Consider the following 15,204-nt stretch of genomic DNA (forward strand, 5'->3'; position numbering starts at 1 on the left):
AGAAGCCGTCCGGGCGCGTGAAACCTATTGCTCTACCCGTATGCGGTTACGGCGATGCTCGCGCACCATCGACCATGTATAGAGCGCAAGCCCCGTCCAGATCAGTACGAATGCGCCGAGTTGCGCCGTCGAGAACGGCTCGTTGAAAATGAAGATCGCAAACAGAAACAGCATCGTCGGCGTCATATATTGCATCAGCCCCAGCGTCGTATAGCGCAGCAGTTTCGCGCCGCCTGCATAGAGGATGAGCGGAATGGCCGTGAGGGGACCAGCCAGCAGCAGCAGCGAAATGTCGGATGACGAACCGGCGACGAAATGATCCTGCCCGTTCATACCGAGCCACAGAATATAGCCGAGCGCAGGAACACCAAGGATCAGCACTTCAAGCGTGAAGCCCTGCAAGGCGGGCATCGGCAGGGACTTGCGGAAAAACCCGTAAAGGCCGAACGTCACGGGCAGGATGATCGAAATCCAGGGCAGCCCCCCGGCCTCGATCGTCAGAAGCATCACCGCCGCAAAGGCGAAGCCGACCGCGATATATTGCGTCCTGTTCAAGCGCTCTCCGAGGAAAAGACCGCCCAGAACCACGTTGACCAGCGGGCCGATATAATAACCGAGCGCCGTCGCCATAACCTGGTCATGCGCGACTGCCCAGATATACACCGTCCAGTTGCCCGAGACGAGCGTTGCCGTCAGCGCCGCCATGGCCAGCATACGCGGCTGGCGCAGGGTTGCAAAAATATCCTTGAACTGGCCCATCAGCACCAGAAGCAGCAGCGCGACAGGCACGGACCAGACGATGCGATGCGCCACGACTTCAAGCGCGGGCACATGAGAAAGCGCCTTGAGATAGAAGGGCAATGCGCCCCAAAGTCCATAGGCAGCCAGAGCCATGAGAAAGCCCCGCGTCCCGTCCGAAAGGCGGGTCCCGGACATGGTCTGGTCGGTCATTTCAATCTCCGCGCTGGGTCCGGCTCTTGGGATGCCGCAATTTCGAGAAACCTGTTGAGCATGCTATGCGCCCAATGATTGATAAAATCCATTCAATTAAACTGATTGATACATCAATCAAGCTGATCGAACCATCTATTCCGCTGCTATCATTCCGGCGAGTGCGCGGTTTTTCATCAGCTTGTAATTGATGGAATCCATCAAGGCCTGAAAAGAAGCATCGATAATATTGTCGGAAACGCCCACCGTGCGCCAGCGTGCGCCGGTGGCGTCGCCCGATTCGATCAGTACCCGCGTGATCGCCGCCGTGCCGCCATTGAGAATGCGCACCTTGAAATCGACCAGTTCGAGATCGGCGATTTCTTCCTGATAGCGGCCTAGATCCTTGCGCAAGGCAATATCGAGCGCATTGACCGGGCCGTGCCCCTCCGCAACCGACATATGCGTTTCGCCATCCACCTCGACCTTGACCACCGCTTCCGAAACGGTCTTCAACGCGCCATTGGCATCAAAACGGCGCTCGACCAGACAGCGAAAGGAATCCACCTTGAAGAATTCCGGCTGTGGATTGAGCATGTTACGCGCCAGAAGCTCGAAACTCGCATCGGCCCCTTCATAGGCGTAACCTTCCGCTTCGCGTTCCTTGACCAGCGAGATCAGCATATCGAGGCGGGCGTCGTCTTTTGCGACATGAATGCCGCGCCGCTCAAGCTCTGCAATAAAGTTCGACTTGCCGCCCTGATCGGATACCATGACGCGGCGGCGATTGCCGACTGTTTCCGGCGGAATATGTTCGTAAGTCTGCGGCTCCTTGAGAAGCGCCGAGGCATGAATGCCTGCCTTGGTGGCGAAGGCCGATGTGCCTGCATAGGGCGCCTGTTCAGCAGGCGCGCGATTGAGAATATCGTCGAAAGCGCGCGAAATCCGCGTAATCGCCTTCAAGGCTTCCGGCGTGACGCCCAGTTCAAAACGATCGGCCCAATAAGGTTTCAACGCCAGAGTGGGGATCAGGGAGATGAGATTGGCATTGCCGCATCGTTCGCCAATTCCATTGAGCGTTCCCTGCACATGCCGCACACCCGCATCAATGGCGGCAAGCGAAACGGCAACCGCCTGTTCCGTATCATTATGCGCATGAATGCCAAGGCTTTCGCCCGGCACGACAGCACAGACCGCCTTGACGATACTGGCGACTTCGGAAGGCTGCGTGCCGCCATTGGTGTCGCACAGCACCACCCAGCGCGCGCCTGCGGCATAGGCCGCACTCACGCAGGCCAGCGCATATTCCGGATTTGCCTTGTAGCCGTCGAAAAAATGTTCGCAATCGACCAGCGCCTCGCGTCCCGCCATGCGCGCGGCCATTACCGAGGCGGTGATCGATTCGAGATTTTCCTCATTGGTGCAACCAAGCGCGAGCCGCACATGATAATCCCAGCTTTTGGCGACGAAACAGATGGCATCGCTCGACGCCTGCAACAAGGTCGCAAGTCCCGGATCGTTCGAAGCGGAGATTCCCGCCCGCTTGGTCATGCCGAAGGCTGCAAACTTCGCGCGCCTGGTCTGCCGCTTTTTGAAGAATGCCGTATCGGTGGGATTGGCACCGGGATAGCCGCCTTCGACATAATCGACGCCGAGTTCTTCCAGCAGCGCGACAATGGCTTTCTTGTCCTCGACCGAGAAATCGATGCCGGGTGTTTGCTGCCCATCCCGCAAGGTCGTGTCGTAGATATAGAGGCGTTCGCGTGCCATGTTGCCTGCCTGTCGGTGGGTCATGCTTTTAATTGTTGTCCGTATCGTGATCGGGATGCTGGTAGGACACCATGGTCCTTACAAATTCGATGCTTTTCGGATCGTGCTCGGTTTCCTTACCGGGCAGATTTGCAAGGCCATCAACATAGGACAGCTTCTTTTCGATGCCCCATTGCACGAGCGGCACGACCTCTTCGGGATTGTCAAAAGCGCCGATTGCCAGTCCCACGCCGTCCGGTGCTTCATAGGTCAAAGGCGTTCCGCATTCGGAACAAAAACCACGGCTGACATGGTTGGACGATTGAAAGCGCTTCGGCTCATCGCGCGTCCATGTGAGCTTTGCTTCACCAATGGAGGCGAGCGGCGCGTAGAAGCTGCCGAACGCCTTCTGGCACATGCGGCAATGGCAAATGGAAGCAGATTCGAGCGCACCTTCAATATGAAAGCGCACCGCGCCGCACTGGCATCCGCCGCTATAAAACGGTTTGTTATCGAGCGTCATGGTCTCCTCCTTTTCCATGATCCGGTCAGCTTACCACATCCCATGTCGTGATGCGTTCGCCGGTAGAAGGGTCCTTGCCGTCCTTCAACTGCACACCCTCGCCAAGAAGTTCGTCACGGATGCGATCTGCTTCCGCCCAATTCTTCTCTGCGATCAAGCGCAGGCGCTCGCCGATACGCGCTTCGATTGAGGCCGCATCCACATTCGCTCCTGCAAAAATCGGCAGGTCCGAGGCCGTTACGAAATGCATATCGAGCAGCCCCATCAGCGCCATGCCCTCGCCCAGTGCCGCCGCATCCTTCGTCTTGAAGGCTTTGCGCAGGGCCGTAATCGCAGCCCATGTGTTGAGATCGTCCGCCAATGCCGCGACAGCTTCATGGTCTGCGCAAACCTGCTGTGGCGAAGCAAAACCTTCGCTGCGCAGCAGGCCATACCAGCGATGAAGCTCCTCGGCAGATTCCGCCAGACGTTGCGCCGTCCAGTTGATCGGCTCGCGATAATGGGTTTGCAGCATGGACAGGCGCGCGGCCAGCCCCACCCAGCGATCACGGATATTCTTGTCGTCCCAATCGCCTAAGTGCGGCAGGCCGCTGTCGAGGACATCGCGAATGGTGATGAAATTGCCGAGTGATTTCGACATTTTCTGCCCTTCGACCTGCAAAAAGCCGTTATGCATCCACACGCTTGCCATGCGTTCGGTGCCAAAAGCGCAGCAGGACTGGGCGATCTCGTTTTCATGATGCGGGAAGACCAGATCGATGCCGCCGCCATGAATGTCGAACTGGTTTTTTTCCGGGTCGTCGCATTTCAGACCGCCGCCAAATGGCTCCAGAAGCTTTGCCATCGACATGGCCGAGCATTCTATATGCCAGCCGGGGCGGCCAAATGTCTGGATTCCCGCAGGCGACGGCCAGCCCGGTTCGCCCTCTCTGGACGGCTTCCACAGCACGAAATCCATTTCGTCGCGCTTGTAAGACGCCACATCCACCCGCGCGCCCGCCAGCATTTCATCGAGCGAACGGCGCGCAAGCGCGCCATAACGCGGTCCCTTGAGCGTATTCATCGTCGATGGAGAAAACAGCACATGGTCTTCCGCGACATAGGCGACACCGCGCTGCACGAGCCGGTCGATGAGCGCGCGCATTTCGTCCATATGCTCGGTCGCACGCGGCTGCACGGTGGGCTGCAAATTTCCAAGCGCACTCACATCGGCCTGAAACTGCGCATTGGTGCTTTCTGTAACCTTGCGGATCGCCTCATTGAAGGGCAGACCGGGGTAATCACGCGCGGCGCGCGCATTGATCTTGTCATCGACGTCCGTGATGTTGCGTGCATAGGTGACGTGCTCCGCACCATAGACATGACGCAGCAGGCGAAACAGCACGTCGAAAACGATTACCGGCCTTGCATTGCCGATATGGGCATGGTCATAGACGGTCGGTCCGCAGACATACATGCGCACATTATTCGCTTCGAGGGGGACAAAATCCTCCTTCGTGCGGGTCAGCGTATTATAGAGGCGAAGTTGCGGCGCATCAGCCATTCTAATTCCCCAAAAGACCTGAAATACGGGTACGAAAAACCGCAGCCGACTGGCCGGGGCGTTATCATCCTGTTAATGCAAGGGGAGACGAAAACGGCCGGGCCAGCAAGCTGCTAGCCAATAATAATCGAACCAGTACAAATGATTGCGGTCAGCGTTTTCATGCAGACACTTATCCCTGCGCCATCGGCTTACGTCAAGGACTTTTAGAAAACGCCCTCAAAATGGCAGCATTGCCCCCAATCGTCCTGTGGTATTTTAGCAACCCTTCCAAATCTTGCGAAGCGTTAACTCGAATACCGTAAAACCGGCCTCAATCAGCCTTCATTCCGTCTCAATCCATCACAAAATAGTGAGGAGTAGTTTGGATGAGGATGGACCAATGCGTAAAAGTGAGCCGCAGCCGCGGCAAGACCAGTTGATCGACCAGTACCGCGAAATCGGACCTGCCGTTCTGGTTGCCGCCCTGTTGAACAAGGCGGAGAGCAAGGAAGAAGCGCGCAACGACAATCATCGCCGCTCGATCCTAGCCGTTAAAAAACCGGGTTAAAAGGCTGATAGCGATCAGCGCCATCACCGCGCCGATGATGCAATCAAGCACACGCCAGGCGGCAGGCCTGGCGAAGACGGGCTGCAATAGCCGCGCGCCGTAGCCAAGCGAGAAAAACCACACGAATGATGCAATGGCCGCGCCCGCAGCATAGGCAGCGCGGGCAAGGCCCTCAAAACGGGCCGACAGGCTGCCGAGCAGCACCACCGTGTCGAGATAGACATGCGGGTTGAGGAAAGTCAGCGCCAGACAGGTCGCGATTGCGGCTTTCAGGCTTACACTGCCATTCGATCTGACCTGCATGGCTTCGGGGTGGAATGCGCGGCGAAAGGCCACCGAAGCATACCAGAACAAAAAAGCCGCACCCGCCAGAGTGACAAATGCAATAAGCTGCGGCGATTGCGCAATCAGCGTGCCAAGCCCCGCGACACCGGCTGCGATCAGCAGGGCGTCGGATAATGCGCAGATCAGGCACAGAATGAAGACATGCTGGCGCAACAATCCCTGACGCAAGATGAACGCATTTTGCGCGCCGATGGCGATGATGAGCGACGCACCAAGAAGAAACCCGGACAGGGCGGCTGAATACACGGACATTCCCCGAAAATAAAAGTGAAATCAGAACATGGAAAGCTGGTCGCCCGAATCCGCCTCAGGTTCAGAGCTTTTCTTTCTTTTTGGCTGCGCGGGTTCCGCCGTCAAGTCTTCTTCCACGCGAGCCTGCAAATCCGGTGACGTATTGGCCACGTTGTTGACCTTATCGGACACCGGAATGACCTCGAAAAAGTCATCCTGAACGGGCCGCATGATGTCGGCCACTTCCTTTGGCAGAAAATTTTTACAATCGAGCCAGCGCGCAAAATCTTCCGGCTGCACCACCACCGGCATGCGCGCATGAATCGGGCGCAGCAAATTATTGGCACTCGTGGTCAAAAGACCCGCCGTATCGATCTGCGATCCATCGGCACTGCTCCATGTTTCCACCAGCGCGCCAAAAGCCACGATGCCGCCATTGCGCGGCCTGATCCAGTAGGGCTGCGATTTGTTCTTGCCCACGCGCCGCCACTCATAAAAGCCGGAAGCAGGCACAAGTGCACGACGATGATTGAGAGCAGCCCGGAAAGAGTTCTTTTCCGCAGCCGTTTCCGAGCGAATATTGAACACAAGCGGCCAGTCATTGGGGTTCTTCACCCATGAGGGCACAAAGCCCCAGCGCACCAGCAGCCCTGCCCTGTCGGGGCGATTGCTGCCGGGCGGCGGGGTTTCACCAGCCAGAATGGAGAGGATCGGCTGGGTAGGCGCAATATTGTAACGCGGAGGAAAATCCTCCGCGATCATCGCGCCGAGCAAGGCTTCAACCTCTTCCCGGCTTGCAGTTAAAGAAAAACGTCCACACATGGCGCTCATGTTCAGGCTTTTTCCTCATGGGTCAAGCCATGGTCGTATTGCAAAATCCGTGCAGCGCGATCATAGCTGGATCATGATTACCGTTCCGCTTTCTCCGCTTCCTTTGCAAATCCATGGCGTCTCGCTTGTCTGCCGTCGCGACAGGCGCTTTCTGCTCGTCAGGCGCGGCAAGGAACCGTGGAAGGACTGGCTTGCTTTTCCGGGCGGCAGCGTCGAAGCCGGGGAAACCGCCGAAGAAGCAGCCCTTCGCGAATTGAAGGAAGAAACGGCGCTTGATGCGGGTTCGCTGGCGCATCTCATCACCGTCGATCTGGCGCTTGAGGGCAAGGCTTATGAAAAAAGCTATTATCTGTCCGTCTTTCGCGCCTTTGATCTTTCAGGCATTGAGCAGGCGGGTGACGACGCCGTTTCGATTCACTGGCTGACAATTGAAGAAATGGCGAAGGTGAATGTGACCGAGAGTACGCTGGATGTGGCGCGTTGCGTTGCCGAACGCGAAGACGGGCCATGATAGTTTCAGCCTTCTCACGCCATGAAGCAGCCTCTATTCTGCGCAACAAACCGGAAGAGCGAGAGGGTAACACTTGAAAGGCAACTGGCTTTCCCTGTTGGCGGTTGGAATGTGGCTGGGGACGGTGTACCCGGCCCTGTCCGCACAGGATGCGCCCTATGACGGAAAGTTGCTCCGGGTCGCCGAGGTTCTGGGCTCGCTGCATTATCTGCGCAATCTTTGTGGGGAAACCGGCAGCGAATGGCGCGACCGGATGGATGCGATCATCGCTGCCGAAAATCCATCCGAAGCGGAAAAGTTGCAGCTTGTTTCGAGTTTCAACTACGGCTATCGCGTTTTCAGCGACAATTATACCCGCTGCACCCCCTCTGCCCTTGCGGCGATTGATCGCTATATGAAAGAGGGAGAAAGCTTGTCGAACGAGATCATCTCGCGTTATGGCAATTAACCAATTCATAACTCTTGTGCGGATTGACGCGAATTAAATCATCCAAATCCGCTTTATTCTGTTAACACTCTCTTAAACTGACATTGGCTGCGACGCTTTCATCTCTCATAAAAAGCGAGAAACGGGCCGCGCAGCAGAAAGACATTAGACAGCATGAAGTCGATGGAACATATGCCAGCCGATCTGGACGAAATGATTGCCCGCGAAAAAAAGCTGGTCGCGATCGAATATCAGAACGAAGCCTGGGCCGACGGAATTTCAGACGGTATCGAGCCTGAAATATTGGCCGAAGCTGCTTTCACCACGGCTCTGACCGAGCTTATGCGCGAGGCAGGCGAAGATTGCGCGCTCGAACTGATCGAGAAAATGCGCGAGCAGATCATCGCCGGAACCTTGCTGCCTGAACGTATTCTTCAGTAGATCACCTGCACAGTAGAGCCTCCAGAAACTCGACCGGCTCGCCCTGATGCGGATTGACGATTTCCGCTTCCCACATCACCTTGATACCGCGCACGAAAGTGCCCACCGGCCAGCCGGTGACGCTCTTGCCATGATAAGGCGTCCAGCCTGCCTTTGAGCCTGCCTGCTCATGCGTGATGGTTTCGCGGCGTTTCATATCGACGATGGTGAGATCGGCATCATAGCCCACCGCAATACGGCCCTTGCGCGCCATGCCGAAAATACGGTTGGGGCCATGGCTCGACAAATCGACAAAGCGCTCAAGCGACAGTTTTCCCGCATTCACATGATCGAGCATGATCGGCACCAGCGTCTGCACGCCCGTCATGCCGGACGGTGAAGCCGGATAGGTTTTCTGCTTTTCTTCCAGCGTATGCGGCGCATGGTCGGAACCAAGCACATCGACAATACCCTGATCGATACCTTTCCAGACCCCATCGCGGTGGCGCTTGTCGCGCACCGGCGGGTTCATCTGGATGAGATTGCCCAGCGTCGCATAATCATCCGCCGACAATGTGAGGTGATGCGGGGTGGCCTCGCAGGTCGCCATATCCTTGTGCGCCTGCAAGAAGTCGATTTCTTCTGCCGTTGAAATATGCAGCACATGAATGCGCGCGCCGGTTTCGCGCGCGATGCGCACCAGGCGCTGCGTGCATTGGAGTGCGGCCACCTCATCACGCCAGACCGGATGGCTGGACGGATCGCCCGCAACGCGCAGGCCCTCGCGCTCTTTCAGGCGGAATTCGTCTTCCGAATGGAAGGCGGCACGGCGGCGGGTATTTTCGAGAATGGAACGAACGCCGTCATCGTCCTCGACCAGCAGATCACCGGTCGATGAGCCCATGAACACCTTAATACCGGCGGCACCCGGCAGGCGTTCGAGTTCCGCCACATCCTTCGCATTGTCGCGGGTTCCGCCGACCCAGAAGGCGAAATCGCAATGCATGCGATGACGAGCGCGCGCAATCTTGTCTTCAAGCGTCTCGGCGGAAGTGGTCAGCGGCTTGGTGTTGGGCATTTCAAAAACCGCCGTCACGCCGCCCAGAACAGCGGCAAGGGAGCCGGTTTCGAGGTCTTCCTTATGCTCCAGCCCCGGCTCGCGGAAATGAACCTGACTATCGACCACGCCGGGCAGGATGTGAAGGCCGGTGCAATCGATAACTTCACCGGCGGATGCTGAGCCCAGAGAACCTATCGCCTCTATGCGTCCGTTACGAATACCGATGTCGCGCTGGCCTGTGCCGTCATGATTGACGAGGGTTGCACCTTTCAGGATCGTATCGAACGTTTCAGCCATTGTGGTCTCCTGCTGGCTTGTTGGGACTTGCGAGCCTCTTCGATGCGGCTTACGTAACGATGGCGGCAAAGGCAAGGAAGAAGCAATGACAATGGTAGCCGGAACGGTAAATCTTTCCAACAGAGCGCTGGTTCATATCACGGGCGAAGATGCGGAAAAATTCCTGCAAGCCGTGATCACCACCAATCTCGACAAGCTTGGCCCCGATGAACTCAAACCCGGCGCGTTGCTGGCACCGCAGGGGAAAATCCTGTTCGACTTTCTGGTATCGCGCATCGAAAACGGGCTGCGTTTTGATATGCCCGCAAGCATTGCCAGCGATTTCATCAAGCGCATGACGCTCTATCGCCTGCGCGCCAAGGCCGAAATTACTCAATTGCCGGAATCACTTGTGAGCGTTTGCTGGCAAAATGATTCCGTCCCTTCACAAGATGATTCAATCAAGCGTGATTCGCGCTTTCCGCAAGAGCTGAATGTCTTGCGCATCTATGGCCGGGCTGATGGGACCAGCGATGAAAGCGCATGGATCAGGCTGCGCGCCGAATATGGCATTGCCGAAGGCGAAGCCGATTTCGCCTATAATGATGTCTTTCCGCATGATGTAAATTTCGACCAGACCGGCGGGGTGACATTTCCCAAAGGCTGCTTTGTCGGGCAGGAAGTCGTCTCGCGGATGCAACATCGCGGCACGGCGCGGCGCCGCGTTCTGGTGGCGAAAGCGCAAAGCGCCCTGCCCGCCATGGGCACGCCGGTCAAGGTGGGCGAGCGCGAGATCGGCACGCTCGGCAGTTCAGCGGATGGTCTCGGTCTGGCTCTGGTGCGCATCGACCGGGTGAAGGATGCACTTGATTCCGGCACGCCGATCATGGCTGGTGACAGCGCAATCACGCTTAGCCTGCCGCCGCATGTCGGCTTCGGATTTCCTGAAACGGATACGGGAAACGCCTGATGGCCGCAATCGACCGTTCATCGGGCAAGGAACGCGCCTGGCAGCGTATGCTGTCCGGTCGCAGGCTGGACCTGCTCGACCCCTCGCCGCTCGACATCGAGATCGAGGATATTGCCCATGGGCTTGCGCGGGTTGCGCGCTGGAACGGGCAGACGGTGGGCGAACACGCTTATAGCGTGGCGCAGCATTCGCTGCTGGTCGAGCAGATTTTCAACCGGCTCGTTCCTGATGCCAGCAAAGAATGGCAGATGCTGACATTGCTGCACGATGCGCCGGAATATGTGATCGGCGACATGATTTCGCCGTTCAAGGCGGTAATGGGCGGCAATTACAAACTGATCGAAGCGCGGCTTGAAAGCGCCATTCATCTGCGTTTTTCGCTCCCGCCCACGCCCACCGCAATATTGAAAAAGCTTATCAAGCGTGCCGACCGGATCGCCGCCTATTTTGAAGCCACAAAACTTGCAGGCTTCACGGAAAGCGAAGCGGTCAAATATTTTGGTCGTCCGCGCGGGTTCGATCCGGAAGGGCTTTCGCTTAAACCGCGCCCGACGCAGGAAATACAGGAAGAGTTTCTGGCGCGGTTTTCGCAACTGGAAAGGGCGCGCAAAGGTTAGATATGCCGCATATCGTCGTCAGCCCGCTTTCGCAACTGGCCGAGCAGATCGGGCAGCACCGGCCCAGCCATATCGTGACGCTGACAAGTGCCGATGTGCCTTCCCTGCCTTCCGATGCCAAGCGTCTCAGCCTGATCTTCAATGATATTGTCGAGCCGCGCGACGGGCTGGTGCTGCCCGATCAAACTCATGTCGAGCAATTGCTCGATTTTGCCGCAGGCTGGGATCGTGCGCTGCCGCTGCTGATCCATTGCTATGCTGGCATATCGCGCTCCACGGCGGGCGCTTATATTATAAAGCTCGCCCTTGATCAGAAACTTGATGAAGCAGAGCTTGCAAACACGCTCCGCCAGCTTTCGCCTTCCGCAACGCCCAATCTTCGGTTGATCGGCCTTGCAGACGAAATCCTCGGGCGCCGGGGCCGTATGGTTGCGGCCATAAAAGCAATCGGACGCGGGGCGGAAGCGTTTGAAGGCGAGGTTTTCAGCCTGCCGGTTGCGGATCGATGATGCGCGCCAGCGCATTGAGAAATCCGCCCCTTGCATCGGGCGGGGTCTGGGCGCGCGGCTCCCAGACATGGCGCATGAAAAAGAAACCCGTCATGGTGAAAGCGCGGTCGAGATCATCATAGCAGGAGGCACGCACGGCGGTGCTGTTGACGAAGGCAGGCAGCGGCAGAAGCTTATCCGCCCATGGTGCGCCTGCATCGGCACAGACCGCGCGCCCGGATTTGGGCGAGACGTAGATCAGGTTTTCATGAGTGCCAGTCGCAGCACATTCCTTGAGATCAAGGCCAAAGCCAAGTTCCTCAAGCATCATTACTTCAAAGCGCAACAGCAATTCGCCCGCGGCCAGCGGATCGTCGAAATGCCCGATGATGAGCCGCAACGTCTCGTAAAGTCCCCCATGGGGGTCGCGTTCGGGCAAGAGCCGCAAATGCGATGCCGCAAGCTGGATGCCGTAAAGGGCCACCGGCGTTTCGATCAGCCTTGCTGCGGCAAATCCCAGCGGCTCGATAGTGAAGCTGCCCAGATGCTCGTCCAGCCGCGCCCACCATGTCAGATCGACATGGTTTCCGGGCTGGAGCAGCGGCTGCATACGGCGCGAGCGGCCACCGCGCACCATGCCCATATGGCGGCCATGGGCAAGTGTCATCACCTCGACGATAGCGCTGGTTTCACCGTGACGGCGCGTGCCGAGAATTATGCCTTCATCACGCCATTCCATGACCAGTGTTAGTCCGCTATTGCGGAAAATCCAAGCCCATTTCGCGATAACGTTCCGGGTCGTTGCCCCAGTTTTCGCGCACTTTCACAAACAGGAACAGATGCACATTCTGTTCGAGAATTTCGCCGATCTCCTTGCGTGCGGACTGCCCGATCGCCTTGATCGTCTCGCCCTTGTGGCCAAGAACGATCTTCTTCTGGCTTTCCCGCTCGACATAGATCACCTGCTCGATCCGTACCGAGCCATCCTTGCGCTCTTCCCATCGCTCGGTTTCGACGGTGGAAGAATAAGGCAGTTCTTCATGCAGGCGCAAATAAAGCTTTTCGCGGGTGATTTCAGCAGCAAGCTGGCGCATCGGCATATCGGAAATCTGGTCTTCCGGATAATACCACGGGCCTTCAGGCACGCTTTGCGCCAGATATTTCGCCAGATCTTTGCAGCCCGAACCATTGAGCGCGGAAATCATGAAGGTGCGGTCGAAGGCGACGGTTTCATTCGCCTTTTGCGCAAGCTCAAGCAGCTTGGGCGGATCAACCCGATCAACCTTGTTGAGCACCAGTATCTTCGTCTGGCGAACATTGGCCATGCTTTCGAGGAGCGCTTCGGCATTCTCGTTCAAGCCGCCCTGCGCATCAATGATGACGAGAATAATATCGGCATCCTTGGCCCCGCCCCAGGCGGTCGTGACCATGGCGCGGTCGAGCCTGCGCTTGGGCCGGAAAATTCCCGGTGTATCCACAAGCACGATCTGCGCATTATCCTCGATGAAGATGCCGCGCACCAGCGCACGCGTCGTCTGCACCTTATGGGTTACGATGGAAACCTTGCTTCCCACAAGCTGGTTGACCAGTGTGGATTTTCCGGCATTCGGCGCACCGATCAGCGCCACAAAGCCGGAGCGGGTCGCTCCGGTTTCAGTTTCGCCAGTTTCAGGCGTCGTCGGATTGTTCATTGTTCGTCCTTTTGAGAGCGTTCATCATCGATGGCACGCCCTATTTATCAATTTAAAAAATCAGCCGGCGGTTCCGCATCAGGTGGAAACGTCGCGCTTCCAAATTCCCTGTCGATAGAGCATCGCCTCGGCTGCACTTTGTTCAGCAATGCGTTTGGAGCGCCCCTCGCCTCTTTCGGAGGCAAATCCCTGCACCGTCACTTCCACCACAAAGAGCGGGTCATGGTCGGGCCCGCTGCGGCTCAGGGTGCTGTAGACCGGGTGCACATTGTTTTGCTGATGCGCCCATTCCTGCAATTCCGTCTTCGCATCGCGCCGCGCAGCACCCGTTTCAAGCGAACGTTTTTGCCAGAAGCGATTGATGAAGTCGCGCGCCGCTTCAAGTCCGCTTTCGAGATAGATGGCGGCGATCAGCGCTTCCACAACATCAGCCCGCACATTCAGAAGGCGCTTGTCATTGAGCGATTTTATGTCCGATCCGGTGTGAATGAAATCGGCAAGCCCGATTTCATCAGCAATAGCGGCACAGGTTTCGGCATTGACCAGCGCGTTCAGGCGCACCGACAATTCGCCTTCCGGCGCATCAGGGAATGCATCGAAAAGCATTTCGGCAACGGTGAGGCCCAACACGCGGTCGCCGAGAAATTCCAGCCGCTCGTAATTGGCGCGCGACGGCGTCTGAACGCTCGAATGGGTAAGCGCACGCTCCAGCCGCTTCAGATCATGGAAGCGGTAGCCTGTGCGCTCTTCCAGAACGGTTGCGGCCTTCTGCGTGGAAACCATCTCAATTTCCGGTAACAGCGGTATGCGGTTCACCGCTGACCCATGAGAAAAGGCGGCTGAAACGAACGTCGGTCGGCCATTTCCAGATTTCCAGCGGGCTTGCCTTGTCGGCGATAGAGAAGAAGATAATGTTCGAGCGGCCGACCAGATTATCAAACGGCACATAGCCGACGCCGAAACGGCTATCGAGCGAATTGTCGCGATTGTCGCCCATCATGAAATAATGACCGGCTGGCACTTCAAACACGCGCGTATCGTCGCCAATGGAATTGGGCGCAAGGTCCAGCGTATCATAGGTCACGCCGTTGGACAGCGTTTCGCGATAGACCTGAACGGGGCGGTTGACCTCGGTGACGTCCGGGTTGTCGATGGTGCCGACCAGTTCGCGCTTTACCGGCTCGTCGTTGATGTAAAGCACGCCGCCGCGCATCTGCACGCGGTCGCCGGGAAGACCGATCACGCGCTTGATGTAATCGACCGATGTGTCACTGGGCAGCTTGAACACCACCACATCGCCGCGCTTGGGTTCAGCGCTCCAGATGCGGCCTGAAAACAGATCGAGGCCGAACGGCAGAGAATAGCGCGAATAGCCATAGGCATATTTGGACACGAACAGATAATCGCCTTCAAGCAAGGTCGGGCGCATCGAGCCGGACGGAATGCTGAAAGGCTGGAAAAGCAGGCTGCGGATAATCAGCGCCAGCAGCAGCGCCTGTACGATAACACTGACGGTTTCGCCAAGGCCGCCGGATTTTTTGCTTTCACTCTTGCTGGACACGCTCATTGTCTCTCCGCTTGCCGTTGTGCGATCTAATAACGGCTAAGATTGCCAGAGGCAATCCGATTGCAATCATTCTGTCTCTGCCAGGGCTTCGATAATCACAAAAGCCTGTGCGAGAGGAAAATCATCGGTAATTGTCAGATGTATGGCGGCACGCATGCCTTTGGGCAAAAGACGCTGCAATTGTTGCGCAGCCCCGCCGGTAAGCTGCATGGTCGGCTTGCCCGAAGGCAGGTTCACAACACCCATGTCGCGCCAGAAAACGCCATGCGAAATGCCGGTGCCAAGCGCCTTGGCGCAGGCTTCCTTGGCAGCGAAACGCTTGGCATAGGATGCCGCACGCTGCTTGCGGCCTTCGGATTTGGCCTGTTCGACCGGGGTAAACACACGTTGCCGGAAGCGGTCACCGTGTTTTTCCAGCGTCTTTTCAACGCGCCTTATATCGATAAGGTCGCTGCCAATACCAATAATCATATGA

19 protein-coding genes are annotated in these 15,204 nt (G+C 57.2%); 7 read left to right on the forward strand and 12 right to left on the reverse strand.

What is annotated here, in order from left to right:
• Positions 1-24 precede the first annotated feature (24 nt).
• The 4 genes from rarD to cysS form a co-directional block, all read right to left on the reverse strand.
• A complete protein-coding gene (gene rarD / locus DKP76_RS10740; protein ID WP_109706431.1) occupies positions 25-951 on the reverse strand; it encodes an EamA family transporter RarD in 927 nt (308 codons plus the stop codon).
• Positions 952-1,086: 135 nt separating this feature from the next.
• On the reverse strand, positions 1,087-2,700 hold the full coding sequence (cimA, locus tag DKP76_RS10745) for a citramalate synthase (RefSeq protein WP_109706433.1): 1,614 nt from the start codon (positions 2,698-2,700) through the stop codon (positions 1,087-1,089).
• Positions 2,701-2,728: 28 nt separating this feature from the next.
• A complete protein-coding gene (locus DKP76_RS10750; RefSeq protein WP_109706435.1) occupies positions 2,729-3,202 on the reverse strand; it encodes a GFA family protein in 474 nt (157 codons plus the stop codon).
• A gap of 25 nt (positions 3,203-3,227) precedes the next feature.
• Positions 3,228-4,745 carry a cysteine--tRNA ligase gene (gene cysS / locus DKP76_RS10755; RefSeq protein ID WP_109706437.1) on the reverse strand — a complete coding sequence of 506 codons (1,518 nt, stop codon included), beginning with the start codon at positions 4,743-4,745 and terminating at the stop codon, positions 3,228-3,230.
• Positions 4,746-5,127: 382 nt separating this feature from the next.
• On the opposite strand from cysS, the gene DKP76_RS10760 reads away from it, so the two are divergent.
• Positions 5,128-5,295: a hydrolase gene (locus tag DKP76_RS10760; protein ID WP_109706438.1), complete on the forward strand. Its 168-nt coding sequence runs from the start codon at positions 5,128-5,130 to the stop codon at positions 5,293-5,295.
• Here DKP76_RS10760 and DKP76_RS10765 read toward each other — a convergent pair.
• Together DKP76_RS10765 and DKP76_RS10770 are read right to left on the reverse strand one after the other, a co-directional pair.
• On the reverse strand, positions 5,272-5,886 hold the full coding sequence (locus tag DKP76_RS10765) for a LysE/ArgO family amino acid transporter (RefSeq protein ID WP_199224794.1): 615 nt from the start codon (positions 5,884-5,886) through the stop codon (positions 5,272-5,274). The two genes, DKP76_RS10760 and DKP76_RS10765, sit on opposite strands and share 24 nt — an antisense overlap.
• A gap of 27 nt (positions 5,887-5,913) precedes the next feature.
• On the reverse strand, positions 5,914-6,693 hold the full coding sequence (locus DKP76_RS10770; protein WP_109706442.1) for an SOS response-associated peptidase: 780 nt from the start codon (positions 6,691-6,693) through the stop codon (positions 5,914-5,916).
• 82 nt (positions 6,694-6,775) lie between these two features.
• Between DKP76_RS10770 and DKP76_RS10775 the strand changes: the two genes are divergently transcribed.
• From DKP76_RS10775 to DKP76_RS10785, 3 genes are all read left to right on the forward strand, one after another.
• Positions 6,776-7,213: an NUDIX hydrolase gene (locus DKP76_RS10775; RefSeq protein WP_109706585.1), complete on the forward strand. Its 438-nt coding sequence runs from the start codon at positions 6,776-6,778 to the stop codon at positions 7,211-7,213.
• A 109-nt stretch (positions 7,214-7,322) separates the two neighbouring features.
• Complete coding sequence (locus DKP76_RS10780; RefSeq protein ID WP_109706444.1) at positions 7,323-7,661, forward strand: TIGR02301 family protein; 339 nt, start codon at positions 7,323-7,325, stop codon at positions 7,659-7,661.
• Between the two features lie 153 nt (positions 7,662-7,814).
• Positions 7,815-8,081 (forward strand): hypothetical protein, encoded by a 267-nt coding sequence (locus DKP76_RS10785; protein WP_109706446.1) that lies wholly within the window; start codon positions 7,815-7,817, stop codon positions 8,079-8,081.
• A 1-nt stretch (position 8,082) separates the two neighbouring features.
• Here DKP76_RS10785 and DKP76_RS10790 read toward each other — a convergent pair whose 3' ends face one another.
• Entirely contained in the window at positions 8,083-9,417 is a 1,335-nt protein-coding gene (locus tag DKP76_RS10790) for a dihydroorotase (protein ID WP_109706448.1), read from the reverse strand.
• 85 nt (positions 9,418-9,502) lie between these two features.
• On the opposite strand from DKP76_RS10790, the gene ygfZ reads away from it, so the two are divergent.
• The 3 genes from ygfZ to DKP76_RS10805 are packed head-to-tail and all read left to right on the forward strand — an operon-like array spanning position 9,503 to position 11,492.
• Positions 9,503-10,366 (forward strand): CAF17-like 4Fe-4S cluster assembly/insertion protein YgfZ, encoded by an 864-nt coding sequence (gene ygfZ / locus DKP76_RS10795; RefSeq protein WP_109706450.1) that lies wholly within the window; start codon positions 9,503-9,505, stop codon positions 10,364-10,366.
• The gene (locus DKP76_RS10800; RefSeq protein ID WP_109706451.1) at positions 10,366-10,983 is read left to right on the forward strand and encodes a YfbR-like 5'-deoxynucleotidase; all 618 of its coding nucleotides are present in this window, start codon (positions 10,366-10,368) and stop codon (positions 10,981-10,983) included. Before ygfZ ends, DKP76_RS10800 begins: the two co-directional genes overlap by 1 nt.
• A gap of 2 nt (positions 10,984-10,985) precedes the next feature.
• On the forward strand, positions 10,986-11,492 hold the full coding sequence (locus DKP76_RS10805; protein ID WP_109706453.1) for a tyrosine phosphatase family protein: 507 nt from the start codon (positions 10,986-10,988) through the stop codon (positions 11,490-11,492).
• On the opposite strand, the gene recO is transcribed toward DKP76_RS10805, so the two are convergent.
• From recO to acpS, 5 genes are all read right to left on the reverse strand, one after another.
• A complete protein-coding gene (gene recO, locus DKP76_RS10810; RefSeq protein WP_109706455.1) occupies positions 11,467-12,210 on the reverse strand; it encodes a DNA repair protein RecO in 744 nt (247 codons plus the stop codon). The genes DKP76_RS10805 and recO overlap by 26 nt on opposite strands.
• A gap of 16 nt (positions 12,211-12,226) precedes the next feature.
• Entirely contained in the window at positions 12,227-13,162 is a 936-nt protein-coding gene (era, locus tag DKP76_RS10815; RefSeq protein ID WP_109706457.1) for a GTPase Era, read from the reverse strand.
• Positions 13,163-13,240: 78 nt separating this feature from the next.
• Complete coding sequence (rnc, locus tag DKP76_RS10820; RefSeq protein WP_109706458.1) at positions 13,241-13,945, reverse strand: ribonuclease III; 705 nt, start codon at positions 13,943-13,945, stop codon at positions 13,241-13,243.
• Position 13,946: 1 nt separating this feature from the next.
• Positions 13,947-14,729, reverse strand: coding sequence for a signal peptidase I (gene lepB / locus DKP76_RS10825; RefSeq protein ID WP_109706460.1), 783 nt, complete (start codon positions 14,727-14,729; stop codon positions 13,947-13,949).
• Between the two features lie 66 nt (positions 14,730-14,795).
• Entirely contained in the window at positions 14,796-15,200 is a 405-nt protein-coding gene (gene acpS, locus DKP76_RS10830) for a holo-ACP synthase (RefSeq protein WP_109706461.1), read from the reverse strand.
• Positions 15,201-15,204 lie beyond the last annotated feature (4 nt).

The organism is Falsochrobactrum shanghaiense (genome assembly GCF_003149535.1).
Classification (GTDB): Bacteria; Pseudomonadota; Alphaproteobacteria; order Rhizobiales; family Rhizobiaceae; genus Brucella; species Brucella shanghaiense.

Excerpts from the sequence above, each read along its gene's own strand:
- ygfZ (WP_109706450.1), top strand. The coding sequence starts at position 9,503 with ATGACAATGGTAGCCGGAACGGTAAATCTTTCCAACAGAGCGCTGGTT.
- DKP76_RS10775 (WP_109706585.1), top strand. The coding sequence starts at position 6,776 with ATGATTACCGTTCCGCTTTCTCCGCTTCCTTTGCAAATCCATGGCGTC.
- DKP76_RS10780 (WP_109706444.1), top strand. The coding sequence starts at position 7,323 with ATGTGGCTGGGGACGGTGTACCCGGCCCTGTCCGCACAGGATGCGCCC.
- DKP76_RS10805 (WP_109706453.1), top strand. The coding sequence starts at position 10,986 with ATGCCGCATATCGTCGTCAGCCCGCTTTCGCAACTGGCCGAGCAGATC.
- recO (WP_109706455.1), bottom strand. The coding sequence starts at position 12,210 with ATGGAATGGCGTGATGAAGGCATAATTCTCGGCACGCGCCGTCACGGT.
- rnc (WP_109706458.1), bottom strand. The coding sequence starts at position 13,945 with ATGGTTTCCACGCAGAAGGCCGCAACCGTTCTGGAAGAGCGCACAGGC.
- era (WP_109706457.1), bottom strand. The coding sequence starts at position 13,162 with ATGAACAATCCGACGACGCCTGAAACTGGCGAAACTGAAACCGGAGCG.
- DKP76_RS10770 (WP_109706442.1), bottom strand. The coding sequence starts at position 6,693 with ATGTGTGGACGTTTTTCTTTAACTGCAAGCCGGGAAGAGGTTGAAGCC.
- DKP76_RS10760 (WP_109706438.1), top strand. The coding sequence starts at position 5,128 with ATGCGTAAAAGTGAGCCGCAGCCGCGGCAAGACCAGTTGATCGACCAG.
- rarD (WP_109706431.1), bottom strand. The coding sequence starts at position 951 with ATGACCGACCAGACCATGTCCGGGACCCGCCTTTCGGACGGGACGCGG.
- DKP76_RS10750 (WP_109706435.1), bottom strand. The coding sequence starts at position 3,202 with ATGACGCTCGATAACAAACCGTTTTATAGCGGCGGATGCCAGTGCGGC.
- acpS (WP_109706461.1), bottom strand. The coding sequence starts at position 15,200 with ATGATTATTGGTATTGGCAGCGACCTTATCGATATAAGGCGCGTTGAA.
- lepB (WP_109706460.1), bottom strand. The coding sequence starts at position 14,729 with ATGAGCGTGTCCAGCAAGAGTGAAAGCAAAAAATCCGGCGGCCTTGGC.
- DKP76_RS10790 (WP_109706448.1), bottom strand. The coding sequence starts at position 9,417 with ATGGCTGAAACGTTCGATACGATCCTGAAAGGTGCAACCCTCGTCAAT.
- DKP76_RS10800 (WP_109706451.1), top strand. The coding sequence starts at position 10,366 with ATGGCCGCAATCGACCGTTCATCGGGCAAGGAACGCGCCTGGCAGCGT.
- DKP76_RS10785 (WP_109706446.1), top strand. The coding sequence starts at position 7,815 with ATGAAGTCGATGGAACATATGCCAGCCGATCTGGACGAAATGATTGCC.
- cimA (WP_109706433.1), bottom strand. The coding sequence starts at position 2,700 with ATGGCACGCGAACGCCTCTATATCTACGACACGACCTTGCGGGATGGG.
- cysS (WP_109706437.1), bottom strand. The coding sequence starts at position 4,745 with ATGGCTGATGCGCCGCAACTTCGCCTCTATAATACGCTGACCCGCACG.